We start from the raw sequence: 15,606 nt of genomic DNA on the forward strand, positions 1-15,606 counted from the left end.
TTCATTCGTTCAAGGATCGCCGCTCGACAGGCGCCGGTTCGCCGTGTCTTGCCGGCTGGGCCCGGCTCGGCGCCTTTGATCCCAACCCTGCCAGTGCAGCCCCGGTAACACTCGCTTAACCCTGCTGATGTTTCTGGGGACAGGCGGTGTCATTGCGGGGTGCTGTGTCTTGGTGGTGGCTGATTCCATTGACGCCCATGCCATCCCATGGTATCCCATAATGACCCGGAAATGATGGATGAGCTGCGGTTTTCCGCGCCGCGCGAGGGTCCCCGGCATGGGACAACGCGCCGTGTCTTTTGAGTTCATTCAGTGATTTCCGAGGGTTCGGGGCTCACGCCAGAAGGCGTGTTGAAAGGGAATTATGGCCGGCTTCGTCTCGCATTTTGTCAACCGGCTGGATTCGAAGGGGCGGGTGTCTATTCCTGCGCCGTTTCGGGCTGTGCTGGCGCGGGACGGGTTTGAGGGGCTCTATTGCATCGCATCGCCGCATGCTCCTGCTGTCGATGCCGGGGGGAATGCGCTGGTCGGTGAGATCGAAACCCGCCTCGCCGGCTTTGCCAAGCTGTCTGCCGACCATGATGCGCTGGCCTTTGCCCTGTTTGGTGCCAGCGAGACGCCGAAGGTCGACGCGGAGGGCCGCATGATAGTGAGCGACATGATCCGCGAACAGGCCGGTATTGCCGATGAAGTCGCCTTTGTTGGCCTTGGCTACAAGTTCCAGCTCTGGGAGCCTCAGGCGTTCCGCGCCCATCGCGCCGAGGCGCAGAAGCGCGCATTGGCCATGCTGACGGCAGGAGGTCCGGCATGACGGGCGATCTGTTGACCGCTCAGGACGAAGCCGCCGGCGCGCCGGTCCGCCACGTGCCGGTTCTTCTGGATGCGGTGCTCTCGGCCATGGCGGCTGAACCGGGCGAGTTGATCGTTGATGGCACCTTTGGCGCTGGCGGCTATTCAAGGGCGCTGCTGGCCGCCGGTGCGCAGGTCATCGGCATTGACCGGGATCCGGATGCGATTGCCGGCGGTCAGGCGCTGGTTGCCGCCGCCAAGGGCGCGCTCCGACTGGTTCCCGGCCGCTTTGCCGATCTTGCCACGCATCTGGAGGCGCTCGGCGTCGAGGCGGTCGATGGCGTCGTGCTGGATCTCGGCGTCTCCTCGATGCAGCTGGACGAGGCCGATCGCGGCTTCTCCTTCATGCGCGACGGGCCGCTGGACATGCGCATGGAACAGGCGGGTCCCTCCGCCGCCGACGTGGTCAACACGCTGCCCGCCCGCGATCTGACCCGCATCATCGGGTTGCTGGGCGAGGAAAAGCGCGCCGGTCAGGTCTCCCGCGCCATCGAGGCCCGGCGCAAGCTGGAGCCTTTCACCCGCACGTCTGATCTGGCGGCGCTGATCGAGAAAGTCGTCGGCCGTTCGCCGAAGAAGATGCACATCCATCCGGCCACGCGCACCTTCCAGGCGCTGCGGATCTATGTGAACAGCGAGCTGCATCAGGCTGCCGAGGTGCTTGCGGCGGCCGAGGCGGCGCTGCGTCCCGGTGGCCGGCTGGTGGTCGTCAGCTTCCACAGCCTCGAGGACCGCATCGTCAAGAAATTCTTCGCCGACCGCTGCCGCGTCACGGCCGGCGGCTCGCGCCACATGCCGGAGCAGGATGTGCCGCCGGCGACGTTCGAACTGCTGGTCAAGGGTGGTCAGGAGCCGGACGAGGCCGAGACGGCCGTCAATCCGCGTGCGCGCTCGGCGCGCCTGCGTGCCGGTCGCCGCACCACGGCCCCGGCCCGCCCCCTCGACATTCACGCGATTGGCGTGCCGCATCTGGCGGCATTCCAGGGACTTGGAGGATAGGCAATGCTTGGCCGCTATCTCAATCTTGTCTTCGTGATCGCCGTCGTGATCGGCGCCGCCACTGTCTTCGACATGAAGATGGCAGCGGAGCGCTCGGCGGAGCGGGTGGCGGAACTGAAGCGCAAGATCGAGGACGAGCGCGAGGCGATCCGTCTCCTGCGGGCCGAGTGGAGCCTCCTGAACCAGCCGCAGCGCCTGCAGGGGCTGGTTGAGCGCTACAGCGATTTTCTCCAGCTGCAGCCGCTGGAGCCGAAGCAGATCGTCAGCCTCGACACCTTGCCGGTGAAGCCGGTGATGCTGGAGCCTGTCGGTATCGACAGCCTCATTGACGGATTTGCCGCAGCTCCGGTTGCCACCACCACAGCCGCAACCATCCAGTAAGGGCAAAGCCATGAGCCAGGCGAGCGAGCCTCTGTCCTTCCTGCAATTCAAGCGCAGCCAGCCGAAGCCGACCTATGGTTCGGTGTCGACCGGAACCGTGCGCTCGCGCGTCTATTTGTCCATGGTCGTCTTTGCCCTGATCTTCTGTGTCATTGGCGGACGGCTCGCCCAGCTGGCACAGATGGAGGAGCAGCCGACCAAGGAATTCATGTCGGCACAGGATGCGGTCGCGGCCTCCCGTCCGGATCTTGTCGATCGCAACAGCGAGATCCTCGCCACCGATATCAAGACCGCCTCAGTCTATGCCGAGCCGCGCAAGATCCTCGATGTCGAGGAGGTGCTTGAGGGCATCGGCAGTGTGTTTCCGGACCTCAACAACGACGCCATGCGCAAGCGGCTGTCCAGCCGCGCAGGCTTCATCTGGCTGAAACGCGAGATCACGCCGGCACAGCATCAGGCGATTCACCGGCTCGGTTTGCCCGGCATTGGCTTTCTCTGGGAAAAACAGCGCTTCTATCCGGGCGGACCGATTGCCTCGCATATCGTCGGCTCGGTCAATATCGACAACCAGGGCATCGCCGGCATCGAGAAATACGTCGATGACGCCTGGCTTGCCGACCTGCAGAAGCTCGGCTTTGCCTCGGACCGCTCGATGGAGCCGGTCAAGCTGGCGGTTGACCTGCGCGTCCAGCATGTCGTGCGTGATGAACTCCTGAAGGGCATCGAGCGCTACCGTGCCATTGCCGGTGTCGGCATCGTTCTCGACGTGAACACCGGCGAGGTCGTCGCCATGGCGTCGCTGCCGGATTACGATCCGAACAACCGGGGCGAGGCGCTGGAAGCGGACCGCATGAACCGTGCCACCGGCGGCACCTTCGAAATGGGCTCGGTGTTCAAGGGCTTTACCACGGCCAATGCGCTGGCCTCCGGCAAGGTCACCATGTACGACAGCTTCGACGCCACTCGCCCGATCCGGGCTGGCGGACGGACGATTTCGGACTTCCACGGCAAGAAGCGCATCCTCTCGGTCCCTGAAATCTTCATCTACTCCTCGAACATCGGCACCGCCAAGATGATGCTGACCACCGGCATCGAGGAGCAGAAGCGCTTCTTTGCCGATATAGGCTTTACCTCGCGCACGGTTACCGAACTCCCCGAAAATGCGGCGCCGCAGGTGCCCAAGCGCTGGGGCGAACTTGCCGCCATCACCATGTCCTTCGGCCATGGCATTTCAGTCACGCCAATGCAGACGGCGGTTGCGGCTGCGGCGCTGGTCAATGGCGGCCGCTACATTCCGCCGACGTTCCTGCCGCGTGACGAGGCAACAGCGAACAGCCTTGCCCGTCAGGTCATCCCGCCCAAGGTCAGCCAGGCGCTGCGCTATCTTTACCGTCTCAACGTCATCACCGGGTCGGGCAAGCGCGCCGATGTTCCTGGCTATCTTGTTGGCGGCAAGACCGGCACGGCGGAAAAGGTCGAGAACCGGCGCTACAATCCGAACAAGCGCCGCAACTCCTTCCTCTCCGCCTTCCCGATGGATGATCCGCGCTATGTGGTGCTCGTCGTCCTTGACGAGCCCAAGCCGGAGAAGGAAGGCATGGCGGCCACCGCCGGTCTCAACACGGCTCCGATGGTCGCCAACATCATTCGCCGTGCCGCGCCCATGCTGGGGGTGATGCCCCGGGCAATTACCGAAGGGACACAGACGATCGAAATAGCCTATTAAGGGCCGCATGCGGGGAGAGTTCGGGATGGGGTCGCAGCCAGTTTCCCGCTCTCGCCGGAACCGACGACGCACAAGCGAACCTGGGATGACATGCATCTGAGCAACCTGATGGCGGATCTTGCTGGTCCGGCCTCCCTTTCTGATCTGACGATCACCGGTCTGACCTCGGACAGCCGCGCGGCCGGTCCGGGCTTTCTGTTTTTCGCCCTTGCTGGCGTCAAGGTGCACGGCGCCACCTTTGCTGGCCGCGCGGTCGCCGAGGGCGCCGTCGCCGTTGTGACGGATGCAGCCGGCGCTGAGCTGCTGGCGGGGCAGGGCGTTGCTGTTCCGGTGTTTGCGGTCGCGAACCCGCGCCTTGCGCTGGCGCAAATGGCTGCCCGGTTCCACGCCCCGCAACCGTCGACCATGGTTGCGGTCACCGGCACGGCCGGCAAGACCTCCGTCGCCCATTTTGTCCGCCAGATCTTCGAGCGCTGCGGCCATGCCGCCGCCAGCCTTGGCACCCTTGGAACCATCACGTCGAACGGCAAGAGCTATGGCGGCCTGACAACGCCGGATCCGGTGACGCTGCACCAGGACCTTGCTCGTCTTGCAGCTGACGGCATCACCCATGCGGCCATGGAAGCGTCCAGCCATGGGCTCGACCAGTTCCGGCTTGATGGCGTGCAACTGGCCGCTGCCGGCTTCACCAACCTTGGCCGCGACCACATGGATTATCATCCGACGGTCGAGGACTATCTCGCGGCCAAGCTGCGTCTTTTCACCGAGTTGCTGCCTGCCGGCGCCATCGCCGTCGTCGATCCGCTCGAGCCTTATGCCGACCGTGTGGTCGCTGCCTGTGAGGTGCGCGGCCTGAAGCTGCTGACGGTGGGCGAGCGCGGCACCGACCTGCGTCTTACCGGACTGAAGCACAGCGGCTTCAGCCAGGTCCTGACCATTGCCACACCGCGCGGCGACTACAAGATATCGCTGCCGCTTGCCGGCCGGTTCCAGGTCTCCAACGCCCTGATTGCCGCTGGCCTGGCCATCGCCGCCGGCGAACAGCCCGGTTCTGTCCTGCGGGCGCTGGAAGACCTTGAAGGCGCGCCGGGCCGGCTGGAACTGGTTGGTCACAAGGAGAACGGCGCGCTGGCCTTTGTCGATTATGCCCACAAGCCGGATGCGCTCGACAATGCGCTGGCGGCGCTGCGTCCGTTCACCAAAGGCCGGCTCGTCTGCGTCGTCGGCGCCGGTGGTGACCGGGACCCGGGCAAGCGGCCGATCATGGGCGAGGTCGCTACACGCCGGGCCGATGTGGTCATCATCACGGATGACAATCCGCGCAGCGAAGATCCGGCGCTGATTCGCAAGGCGATGCTGGCCGGCGCACCGGATGCTATCGAGATCGGCGATCGTCACGAAGCCATCGCCCGTGCCGTTGCAATGCTGGAAACAGGGGATGTCCTCTGCGTGGCCGGTAAAGGTCACGAAACGGGCCAAATCGTCGGTGACACGGTGCTGCCCTTTTCTGATCACGACGCGGTTCGCGTTGCGCTCGGCCTTGCGGTGGCTGATGCCGCGCGCGACATGGGAGATCCGGCATGAGCCTGCCGCTCTGGACCCTCGAGGAATTCGTAACTGCCGTCAGCGGCCGTGTCGTCGGCACTGCGGATGCTGCAATCACCGGCGTCTCGATTGACAGCCGCACGCTTCAGCCCGGCGAAGCCTTTATCGCTATCGCCGGCGACCGGTTTGATGGCCACGACTTCGTCGACGCCGCTTTGAAGGCCGGCGCAGCCCTTGCGCTGGTCTCACGCGAGCGCCTGCCGGATCTGCCGCAAGATGGCCGCTATGTGGTGGTCGAGGATGTTTTGGAAGGCCTGCGCTGCCTTGGCCGAGCCGCCCGCGCCCGCGTCAATGCGCGGATTGTTGCGGTTACCGGATCGGTCGGCAAGACCGGCACCAAGGAGGCGCTGCGTCTTGCCCTGACGCGGGTCGGCAAGACCCATGCCTCCGTTGCCTCGTTCAACAATCACTGGGGCGTGCCGCTGACCCTGGCGCGCATGCCGCGGGATGTCGAGTACGGTGTCTTCGAGATCGGCATGAACCACGCCGGCGAGATCACACCGCTGGTCCAGATGGTCCGCCCGCATGTGGCGATCATCACCACCGTGCAGCCGGTGCATCTGGAATTCTTCGATTCCGTCGAGAGCATTGCCAAGGCCAAGGCGGAGATCTTTGCCGGACTGGAGCCAGGCGGTGTTGCCATCCTCAACCGGGACAATGACCAGTTCGATCTCCTGACCTTCCTCGCCAAGACTGCCGGTGTCCCGACCATCCGCACCTTCGGCGAGACGGCGGGCGCGGATGGCAAGCTGCTGAAGCTCGTCACTCAGACCGGAACGTCGGTCGTGCAGGCACGCATCTTGGGGCAGGAGATCACCTACAAGATCGGAGCGCCGGGCCGGCATTTTGGCATGAACAGCCTCGCGGTCCTGCTTGCGGTCGTTGAAATGGGTGCGGACCTGGCCCTGGCAGGGCTGGCACTGGCCGAACTCTCAGCTCCGAAGGGACGCGGCGCCCAGACCCGTCTGATGCTCGCTGGCGGCCCGGCCATTCTCATCGACGAGAGCTACAACGCCAATCCGGCGTCCATGCGTGCGGCCCTCAGCCTTCTGGGAGACGCGCAGGTAAGTGTCCCCGGGCGCCGGCTCGCTGTCCTCGGCGACATGCTGGAACTGGGCGCGACGTCGCCGGCGCTGCATGCCGAGCTTGCCCCGCCGATCGCGGCGGCAAAGGTCGACGCTGTCTATTGCTGCGGTCCGATGATGCATGAACTGTGGCAGCGTCTGCCGGCAGGACAGCGCGGACTTTATGCAGATACATCCGCCGGTCTTCTTGACCGCCTGAAGGAAGATATTCGGCCGGGTGACGTGATCATGATCAAGGGATCTCTGGGCAGCCGAATGGGCCCCCTTGTGGAAGCGCTCAAGCAGGACTATGCGGCAGCGGATGAAACCGCAGCGGTTTAAGGATTCCCTATGTTCTATCTTCTCGGCGAACTCTCCGGCCAATTGTCTGCGCTGAACGTCTTCCGCTATATCACCTTCCGGACCGGAGCGGCGATCATGACCGCGCTTGTCTTCGTGTTCCTGTTCGGGCCGAAGATTATCGCCAGCCTGCGCCTGCGTCAGGGCAAGGGCCAGCCAATCCGCGAGGACGGGCCGCAAAGCCATCTGCTGACCAAGAAGGGCACGCCGACTATGGGCGGGCTGATGATCCTGTCCGGGATGATCGTCTCGACGCTGCTGTGGGCGGACCTGCGCAATCCGTATGTCTGGATCGTGCTCTGGGTCACCATCGGCTTCGGTCTCATCGGCTTCTACGATGACTATCTGAAAGTCACCAAGGCCACGCACAAGGGCTTTTCGGGCCGCGCCCGGCTCGGCATCGAGTTCCTGATCGCCGGCTCCGCCGCCTTCGCCGTGACCCTGCTCGACAACGGCCCCTTTGCCACCTCCATCGCATTTCCCTTCCTCAAGGACCTGCTGCTCAATCTCGGGATTGTCTTTATCCCGTTTGCCGCCTTCGTCATGGTCGGGGCCGGCAATGCCGTCAACCTCACGGATGGTCTGGATGGCCTTGCCATTGTACCGGTGATGATCGCGGCCGGGTCCTTTGCCATTATCGCCTATCTGTCGGGCAATGCCGTCTTTGCCGACTACCTGCAGATCCACCATGTCTCCGGCACCGGCGAACTCGCCGTTCTTTGTGGTGCGGTCATCGGTGCGGGGCTTGGGTTTCTCTGGTTCAACGCCCCTCCGGCCGCCATCTTCATGGGCGACACCGGTTCCCTGTCGCTGGGCGGCATGATCGGTGCCATCGCTGTGGCCACCAAGCACGAGATCGTCCTTGCCATCATCGGCGGGTTGTTCGTGCTGGAAGCCGTCTCGGTGATCGTGCAGGTCGCGTCCTTCAAGCTGACCGGCAAGCGCGTCTTCCGCATGGCGCCGATCCATCACCATTTCGAGCATCTCGGCTGGACCGAGTCCCAGGTCGTGATCCGGTTCTGGATCATCGCCGTGGTTCTCGCATTGATCGGCCTTGCCACCTTGAAGCTGCGGTGAGGCTCAGATGATCCCGATCACCAGTTTCGCCGGACAGACAGTCGCCCTCTTCGGGCTCGGCGGCTCCGGCATGTCCAGCGCTCTGGCGCTGAAGGCCGGTGGCGCCGACGTCCTCGCTTTCGACGATTCCGCGGCTCGCAACGACGCGGCCCGGACGCAAGGCCTGACGGCGGTGGATCTCAGCGGGATCGACTGGAGCAGCGTGTCCGCTTTGGTTCTGTCGCCGGGCGTGCCGCTGACCCATCCCGAGCCGCATTGGACCGTCCAGCTTGCCCGCAACGCCGGCGTCGAGGTGATCGGTGACATCGAACTCTTCGTGCGCGAACGTCGCCGCCTCTGCCCGGATGCGCCGCTGATCTGCATCACCGGCACCAATGGCAAGTCGACGACGACCGCGCTCGTCACCCATCTGCTCGCCAGCCTCGGCCTTGACGTGCAGATGGGCGGCAACATCGGCACGCCGGTCCTGGATCTGCAGCCGCTGGCTCCGCATCGGCATTATGTCGTCGAATGCTCGTCCTACCAGATCGACCTCGCGCCGAGCCTCGACCCGACCGTCGGCATTCACATGAACCTGTCGCCGGATCACCTGGACCGGCACGGCACCATGGAAAACTATGCCGCCATCAAGCAACGCCTCGTTGCCGGCAGCCGGTCCGCCGTCATCGGAGTGGATGACCCGCTGAGCGCCGCGATGGCGGACCGGCTTGCACTGGCCGGACGGCGGGTGCGCCGCATTTCCGGTCATCTGCCGCAGCCCGATGGCGTCTATGGCGATGGCTCGGGCCTGATGATGGCCGACCTTGGCACCCAGACCCGTCTCGCCGATCTCACCGGCATCGACGCCCTGCGGGGGCGCCACAACGCCCAGAATGCGGCTGCTGCTGCGGCGGCCCTGCTGGAGCTTGGCCAGTCACCGGAGCGGATTGCCGCTGCGCTGAAGACCTTCCCGGGCCTCAGGCACCGCATGCAGGTGATTGCCCGCCGCAATGGCGTGCTGTTCGTCAATGACAGCAAGGCCACCAACGCCGATGCTGCTGCCTGGGCGCTTGCCAGCTACAAGCGCATCTACTGGATCGTCGGCGGCAAGCCAAAGACCGGCGGCATCGAGCCCCTTGCCGAGTTCTTCCCGCGGATCGCCCGCGCCTATCTCATCGGCGAGGCGGCAGAAGCTTTTGCGGAAACCCTCGCCGGCAAGGCACAGGTGGAAATCTGCGGCACCATGGACGTCGCCGTTGCGCGGGCCGCCGAGGATGCGGCCCATGATCCGTCGCCTGAAAAGGTCGTCATGCTGTCGCCAGCCTGTGCGTCCTTCGACCAGTATCCGAACTTTGAGGTCCGTGGGGACGCGTTTGTCGCAGCTGTCGAGGCGCTGGATCGTGCCTCGGGGACAGAAGGAAATGCCTGATGGTTTCACGCGCCGATCGTGGTCCGCTGGCGGAATGGCTGTGGACGGTTGATCACTATCTTCTGGCGGCCTTTGTCCTGCTGGCGATCGGCGGCGTGGTCCTGTCCTTCGCGGCCAGCCCGCCCGTGGCCGAACGGCTCGGCGTGGAGAGCTTCTACTTCGTGAAGCGGCAGGCGATTTTCCTGTTGCCAGCCCTCGCGATGATGATCGGCCTGTCGCTGATGTCGCCCCGCATGATCCGCCGCGCAGCCCTCCTGATCCTCATCGGGTCCCTGGCCCTGATGGTCGCGACGCTGTTCCTCGGCGTCGAGGTCAAGGGTGGCCGGCGCTGGATCAATCTCGGCTTCACGACGCTGCAGCCCTCGGAGTTCCTGAAACCCGCCTTCGTCGTCATCGTTGCTTTCCTGTTATCGGAAAGCGGCCGTCGCCGCGAGGTTCCCGGCGCGCTGTTCTCGGCGCTGATCTTTGCTGTTGCCGCCATGCTCTTGATCGCCCAGCCGGACTTTGGCCAGACGATGCTGCTGGCGCTCGCCTGGGGGGCGCTGTTCTTCATCAACGGCCTGCCATGGATCGCAATCATCGCCCTTGCGGTCGTGGGACTAGTCGGCATGAGTTCGGCCTATTTTCTGTTGCCGCATGTCACCTCGCGCGTGAACCGCTTTCTGGATCCGGAATCCGGCGACACGTTCCAGGTCGACACCGCGCGTGAGGCGTTCCTGTCCGGCGGCTGGTTTGGCAAGGGGCCCGGCGAGGGCATCGTCAAGCGCATCCTGCCGGACAGCCACACCGACTTCGTGTTTTCTGTCGTCGCCGAGGAGTTCGGCATCATCGTCTGCATGCTGATGGTCGTGCTGTTCAGCTTCATCGTGCTGCGCGGCCTGCGCAATGCCGCGCGTGACCAGGACGCCTTCTCCCGGCTTGCCACCTCCGGTCTCGTCATCACCTTCGGCCTGCAGGCCACCATCAACCTGATGGTGAACCTCAATCTGCTGCCGGCGAAGGGCATGACGTTGCCGTTCATTTCCTATGGCGGCTCGTCGCTGTTCTCGACTGCGCTCACCGCCGGCTTCATCCTGGCGCTGTCCCGTCGCAAGCCGCGTCCGGTGCACAGCGAAAGCGTGACCATATCGCGGGTGTCGCCCTCCAGCCTGATGCAACCGGGGATCCGATGACCAGGACCATCCTTCTCACCGCAGGCGGCACCGGCGGCCATCTGTTTCCCGCCGAGGCGCTGGCCAGCGAACTCGTGCGGCGCGGCTGGACCGTGGATCTGGCCACCGACGAACGCGCCGACAAATACGGCAGCCGCTTTCCTGCCCGCGACGTCCACATCATCGCCTCGGAGACCCTGCGTTCGAAGTCGCCGGTCGCCATCCTGAAGACGATCTTCAGCCTGGCCCGCGGCACGCTGCAGGCCCTCGGCGTGGTGCGGCGGGTCAAGCCGTCCGTCGTCGTCGGCTTCGGCGGCTATCCGACCTTTCCGCCCATGCTCGCCGCGCGCCTTGCCCGTGTGCCTTCGATCCTGCACGAGGCCAATGCGGTGATGGGCCGGGCCAACCGGATGCTCGCGCGCGGCGTTGACGCGGTCGCCACCAGCGTTCCGATTCCCGGCCTCGATCCGGCCATTGCCGCGAAGGCAACAGAGACCGGCAATCCCGTCCGCCCGATGGTCATCGAGGCGGCCCGCACGGCCTATCCGCCGCTTGAGGCGCAGGGCCCGTTCCAGTTCCTCGTCTTCGGCGGCTCGCAGGGGGCCCGCTTCTTCTCTGACCTGATGCCGGAAGCACTCGCCCTGCTGCCAGCCGACAAGCGCGCCCGCCTGCGTCTTGTCCAGCAGTGCCGGCCGGAGGATCTGGACCGGGTCAAGAGCCGCTACGAGGAACTTGGCGTTTCCGCGGAACTCGCCGCCTTCTTCACCGACCTGCCGATGCGCCTTGCCAGCGCCCATCTCATCCTGTGCCGCTCCGGCGCTTCGTCTGTCAGCGAGCTGGCCGTCATCGGCCGCCCGTCGATCCTCGTGCCGCTGCCCCATGCGCTCGACCAGGACCAGAGCGCCAACGCCCGTGTGCTGGAAGCCGTGGGCGGTGCCTGGCCGATTGAACAGAAAAACCTCACACCTCAGGCGCTGGCCGACCGGCTCGGCAGCCTGATGGATGAACCTCAAACCCTTGCCGCTGCCGCCCGTGCTGCCGCCGGACAGGGCAAGGCCGACGCGGTTGCGCGCCTTGCCGATCTGGTCGAGCAGGTGGCCGCGCAATCGAAGTCGTGAAAGGAGACCGGCCATGAAGATGCCGCGTGAACTGGGTCCGGTGCATTTTGTTGGCATTGGCGGGATTGGCATGAGCGGCATCGCCGAGGTGCTGCACATGCTCGGCTACACCGTTCAGGGCTCGGACATGTCCGAGAGCGCAAACGTCCAGCGCCTGCGTGAAAAGGGCATTCCGGTCTTCATCGGCCATGCCGCCGAAAACCTCGGCGCGGCCGAGGTTCTGGTCGTGTCCTCGGCCATCAAGCGCGACAATCCGGAACTGATCGCCGCCCGCGAAAAGCTGATCCCCGTCGTGCGCCGCGCGGAAATGCTGGCCGAGCTGATGCGCTTCAAGCAATCAGTCGCCATCGGCGGCACCCATGGCAAGACCACGACGACCTCGCTGATCGCCGCGCTGCTGGAAGCCGGCGGGCTTGATCCCACCGTCATCAACGGCGGCATCATCAATGCCTATGGCACCAATGCCCGCATGGGCGCCGGCGACTGGATGGTCGTGGAGGCGGACGAAAGCGATGGCACCTTCGTCAAGCTGCCCGCCGATGTCGCGGTCGTCACCAACATCGATCCCGAGCATCTCGATCACTACGGCGACTTCGCCGGCGTGCGCGCCGCGTTCCGCCATTTTGTCGAGAACGTACCCTTCTACGGCTTTGCCGTGATGTGCCTCGATCACCCGGAAGTGCAGTCGCTGGTTGGCCAGATCGAGGACAAGCGCATCGTCACCTATGGCACCAACCCGCAGGCCGATGTCCGCTTCGTCGATGTGCGGATGGAAGGCGGCAAGGCGCATTTCAGCGTCCGCTTCCAGAACCGCCGCTCGGGCACCAGCGAGGCTCTGGACGATCTCGTCCTGCCGATGCCGGGCCTGCACAACGTCTCCAACGCCACCGCCGCCATCGCGGTCGCCAACCGCCTCTGCATTGCCGGGACCGCGATCCGCAAGGGCCTTGCCGGCTTCGGCGGCGTGAAGCGTCGCTTCACCCACACCGGCACCTGGAACGGGGTCGACATCTTCGATGATTATGGCCACCATCCGGTCGAGATCCGCGCCGTCTTGAACGCTGCCCGCGACACCGCCAAAGGCAAGGTCATCGCCATCGTGCAGCCGCACCGCTATACGCGCCTCGCCAGCCTGTTTGACGACTTCTCCACCTGCTTCAACGACGCGGACACCGTCATCGTCGCCCCGGTCTATGCGGCCGGTGAGCAGCCGATCGATGGCGTCAACCGCGACACGCTGGTCAGCGGCCTCAAGATCCATGGCCATCGCTCGGTTCTGGCACTGGAGGGCCCGGACGCCCTCGCCGGTCTCGTTGGCGGCATCGCCCAGCCGGGCGACTATGTTGTCTGTCTGGGCGCCGGCAACATCTCCCAGTGGGCGCATGCGCTGCCGGGCCAGCTTGAGGCGCTGGGGCAGGGGGCCAAGGCGTGAGTTCGGATAGTCTCCTGACCCGCCTCGGCGCCGCGATCCACGGCATTCGTGGCCGGGTTTCCGGCGATGCACCGCTCTCCGCCGTCACCTGGCTGCGTGCGGGCGGTCCGGCCAGCGTGCTGTTCCAGCCGGCCGACGAGGCCGATCTTGCCAGCTTCCTGCAGCAGCTGCCGAATGATGTGCCGGTGCTCGTCATTGGCCTTGGCTCCAATCTCCTTATCCGCGATGGCGGCTTTGACGGCGTTGTCATCCGCCTCACCGGCAAGGGCTTCGGCGGCATTGACCGTGTTGGCGAGACGGGCATTCGGGCCGGTGCCGCCGTTCCCGACAAACGCCTCGCCGAATTCGCAGCCGAAGCCGGTCTTGGCGGCTTTGCCTTCTACGCCGGCATTCCCGGTGCCATCGGCGGAGCCCTGCGCATGAACGCCGGTGCCCATGGCACCGAGACCCGTGACCGCGTTGTCGAGGTCACGGCGCTTGACCGCAAGGGCGCGCGCCATGTGCTCAGCAATGCTGATCTCGGCTATGCCTATCGCCACTGCAGTGCCCCGAAGGAGCTGATCTTCACCTCCGCCCTGTTCGAGGGCATCCCGGCCCCGGTGGAGCAGATCCGCGCCGAAATGGCGGACGTCACGGCCCACCGTGAAAAGGCCCAGCCGATCCGCGAGAAGACCGGCGGCTCCACCTTCAAGAACCCGGACGGCACCTCTGCCTGGAAGGTGATCGATGCCGCCGGCTGCCGCGGCCTCACCATCGGCGGCGCGCAGATGTCCGAGATGCACTGCAACTTCATGATCAACACGGGCGCCGCCACCGCCCACGACCTGGAACTCCTCGGCGAAACCGTCCGCCGCCGCGTCCGCGACACCTCCGGCATCCTCCTCGACTGGGAAATCAAACGCCTCGGCGATTTCACCCCCGGCCAGGAGATCACGCCTTTCCTCGATTGAAGGATTGGTGCTGTGTTCTTTCCCCGCGTCGCTCCTGCGCAGGCAGGAGCGACGCGGATTTGCTGCCTCTCCCAATCCATCTTCACCGCCCCCGGCGACCCATCCTTCGTCGCTCCTGCGAAGGCAGGAGCCCAGTAACCGAGGCGGGCAGATGTTACGCACGGTCGGCAACCCGCGTTGAGCTATAAGCAGAAACACCCGCTGCGATCACCAACCCACACCGGGGCTACTAGGCTCCTGCCTGCGCAGGAGCGACGAGAGTTTGTTGCCGCTCCCAACGCATCTTCACTGCCCCCGACCACCCCTCCTTCGTCGCTCCTGCGAAGGCAGGAGCCCAGTAACCGAGGCCGCCAGATGTTACGCACGAGCGGCAACCCACGCGGTACCGCGAGCGAAAAGGCCCGCAGCGATCACCAACCCACACCGGGGCTACTAGGCTCCTGCCTGCGCAGGAGCGACGAGAGTTGGTCACTTGCCAGGCCACGTTTCCTATTCCCGGCTACCCCTCCTTCGCAGGTGCGACGAGAGTTGGATTGCTCCCAACGCATCTTCACTGCCCCCGACCGCCCCTCCGTCGTCGCTCCTGCGCAGGCAGGAGCCCAGTAGCCGAGGCGGCCAGACTTGGCGCACGAGCGGCAACCCGCGCTGTTGGTTTGGTCACTTTGCGACCAAACTTTGCCAGCGAGAATGTTGCGCTCTCAAGGCGTACGCCCCACCGAGGGCGCAATTATTGATTGCATAAGCGGACGCGTGCACTATGCTTCTCTTATGCACGAGCGCATCTATTTCACATACATTCTGGCAAGCCGTCTGGGTGGAACCCTCTACATCGGCATGACGAATAACCTGATGCGACGCATGTTCGAGCACCGATCAGGCACCGGTTCGAAATTTACATCTGACCATAATGTGTATGCGCTGGTTCACTTCGAGCAACACGCAACCGCCGAAAGCGCCGTTCTGCGCGAGAAACAACTCAAGCGCTGGAAGCGAAGCTGGAAGGTTCGCCTGATCGAGGAGACGAACCCGAACTGGGAAGACCTGGCCCATCAGCTCTCACCATAAATCTGTCATAGCCGCAGCCCCCAACTCTCGTCGCTCCTGCGAAGGCAGGAGCCCAGTAACCGAGGCGGGGAGATGCGGCGCACGGTCGGCAACCCATGTTTTACTGTGAGCAGAAACGTCTGCCGCGTTCACCAACCCATACCGGGGCTACTGGGCTCCTGCCTGCGCAGGAGCGACGAGAGCTGGATTGCTCCCAGCGCATCTTCGCTGCTCCCATCTCCGCCCCTCCTTCGTCGCTCCTGCGAAGGCAGGAGCCCAGTAACCGAGGCGGGGAGATGCGGCGCACGGTCGGCAACCCATGTTGAGCTATCAACAGAAACACCCGCTGGGATCACCAATCCCCACCGGGGCTACTAGGCTCCTGCCTGCGCAGGAGCGACGAGAGTTGGACGGCAACCAAGCACAAAAAGCACGGAACAGC

At 64.8% G+C, this 15,606-nt stretch carries 13 protein-coding genes; all 13 read left to right on the forward strand.

The window, feature by feature from the left end:
* The first annotated feature begins 364 nt into the window (after positions 1 to 364).
* The 13 genes from ACTIFE_RS12280 to ACTIFE_RS12340 all read left to right on the forward strand — a co-directional run bounded on the left by ACTIFE_RS12280 (position 365) and on the right by ACTIFE_RS12340 (position 15,185).
* Positions 365 to 811 (forward strand): division/cell wall cluster transcriptional repressor MraZ, encoded by a 447-nt coding sequence (locus tag ACTIFE_RS12280; protein ID WP_439529444.1) that lies wholly within the window; start codon positions 365 to 367, stop codon positions 809 to 811.
* Positions 808 to 1,848, forward strand: coding sequence for a 16S rRNA (cytosine(1402)-N(4))-methyltransferase RsmH (gene rsmH / locus ACTIFE_RS12285; protein ID WP_439529445.1), 1,041 nt, complete (start codon positions 808 to 810; stop codon positions 1,846 to 1,848). The genes ACTIFE_RS12280 and rsmH overlap by 4 nt, the downstream gene beginning before the upstream one ends.
* Before the next feature lie 3 nt (positions 1,849 to 1,851).
* On the forward strand, positions 1,852 to 2,229 hold the full coding sequence (ftsL, locus tag ACTIFE_RS12290) for a cell division protein FtsL (RefSeq protein WP_439529446.1): 378 nt from the start codon (positions 1,852 to 1,854) through the stop codon (positions 2,227 to 2,229).
* Between the two features lie 10 nt (positions 2,230 to 2,239).
* Entirely contained in the window at positions 2,240 to 3,955 is a 1,716-nt protein-coding gene (locus ACTIFE_RS12295) for a peptidoglycan D,D-transpeptidase FtsI family protein (RefSeq protein WP_439529447.1), read from the forward strand.
* Between the two features lie 90 nt (positions 3,956 to 4,045).
* On the forward strand, positions 4,046 to 5,539 hold the full coding sequence (locus tag ACTIFE_RS12300) for a UDP-N-acetylmuramoyl-L-alanyl-D-glutamate--2,6-diaminopimelate ligase (protein ID WP_439529448.1): 1,494 nt from the start codon (positions 4,046 to 4,048) through the stop codon (positions 5,537 to 5,539).
* A complete protein-coding gene (locus tag ACTIFE_RS12305; RefSeq protein WP_439529449.1) occupies positions 5,536 to 6,966 on the forward strand; it encodes a UDP-N-acetylmuramoylalanyl-D-glutamyl-2,6-diaminopimelate--D-alanyl-D-alanine ligase in 1,431 nt (476 codons plus the stop codon). Before ACTIFE_RS12300 ends, ACTIFE_RS12305 begins: the two co-directional genes overlap by 4 nt.
* 9 nt (positions 6,967 to 6,975) lie before the next feature.
* Positions 6,976 to 8,061 (forward strand): phospho-N-acetylmuramoyl-pentapeptide-transferase, encoded by a 1,086-nt coding sequence (gene mraY / locus ACTIFE_RS12310; RefSeq protein WP_439529450.1) that lies wholly within the window; start codon positions 6,976 to 6,978, stop codon positions 8,059 to 8,061.
* A gap of 7 nt (positions 8,062 to 8,068) precedes the next feature.
* Positions 8,069 to 9,469, forward strand: a complete 1,401-nt coding sequence (gene murD, locus ACTIFE_RS12315) for a UDP-N-acetylmuramoyl-L-alanine--D-glutamate ligase (protein ID WP_439529451.1) — start codon at positions 8,069 to 8,071, stop codon at positions 9,467 to 9,469.
* Positions 9,469 to 10,641 (forward strand): putative lipid II flippase FtsW, encoded by a 1,173-nt coding sequence (gene ftsW, locus ACTIFE_RS12320; protein WP_439529452.1) that lies wholly within the window; start codon positions 9,469 to 9,471, stop codon positions 10,639 to 10,641. Before murD ends, ftsW begins: the two co-directional genes overlap by 1 nt.
* On the forward strand, positions 10,638 to 11,738 hold the full coding sequence (gene murG / locus ACTIFE_RS12325; protein WP_439529453.1) for an undecaprenyldiphospho-muramoylpentapeptide beta-N-acetylglucosaminyltransferase: 1,101 nt from the start codon (positions 10,638 to 10,640) through the stop codon (positions 11,736 to 11,738). Before ftsW ends, murG begins: the two co-directional genes overlap by 4 nt.
* Positions 11,739 to 11,751: 13 nt before the next feature.
* On the forward strand, positions 11,752 to 13,170 hold the full coding sequence (gene murC / locus ACTIFE_RS12330; RefSeq protein ID WP_439529454.1) for a UDP-N-acetylmuramate--L-alanine ligase: 1,419 nt from the start codon (positions 11,752 to 11,754) through the stop codon (positions 13,168 to 13,170).
* Positions 13,167 to 14,120, forward strand: a complete 954-nt coding sequence (gene murB / locus ACTIFE_RS12335) for a UDP-N-acetylmuramate dehydrogenase (protein ID WP_439529455.1) — start codon at positions 13,167 to 13,169, stop codon at positions 14,118 to 14,120. Before murC ends, murB begins: the two co-directional genes overlap by 4 nt.
* Positions 14,121 to 14,741: 621 nt before the next feature.
* On the forward strand, positions 14,742 to 15,185 hold the full coding sequence (locus ACTIFE_RS12340; protein WP_439529456.1) for a GIY-YIG nuclease family protein: 444 nt from the start codon (positions 14,742 to 14,744) through the stop codon (positions 15,183 to 15,185).
* The last annotated feature ends 421 nt before the right edge of the window (positions 15,186 to 15,606 follow it).

Origin of the sequence: Pannonibacter sp., assembly GCF_051860505.1 — a bacterium.
GTDB lineage: Bacteria > Pseudomonadota > Alphaproteobacteria > Rhizobiales > Stappiaceae > Pannonibacter.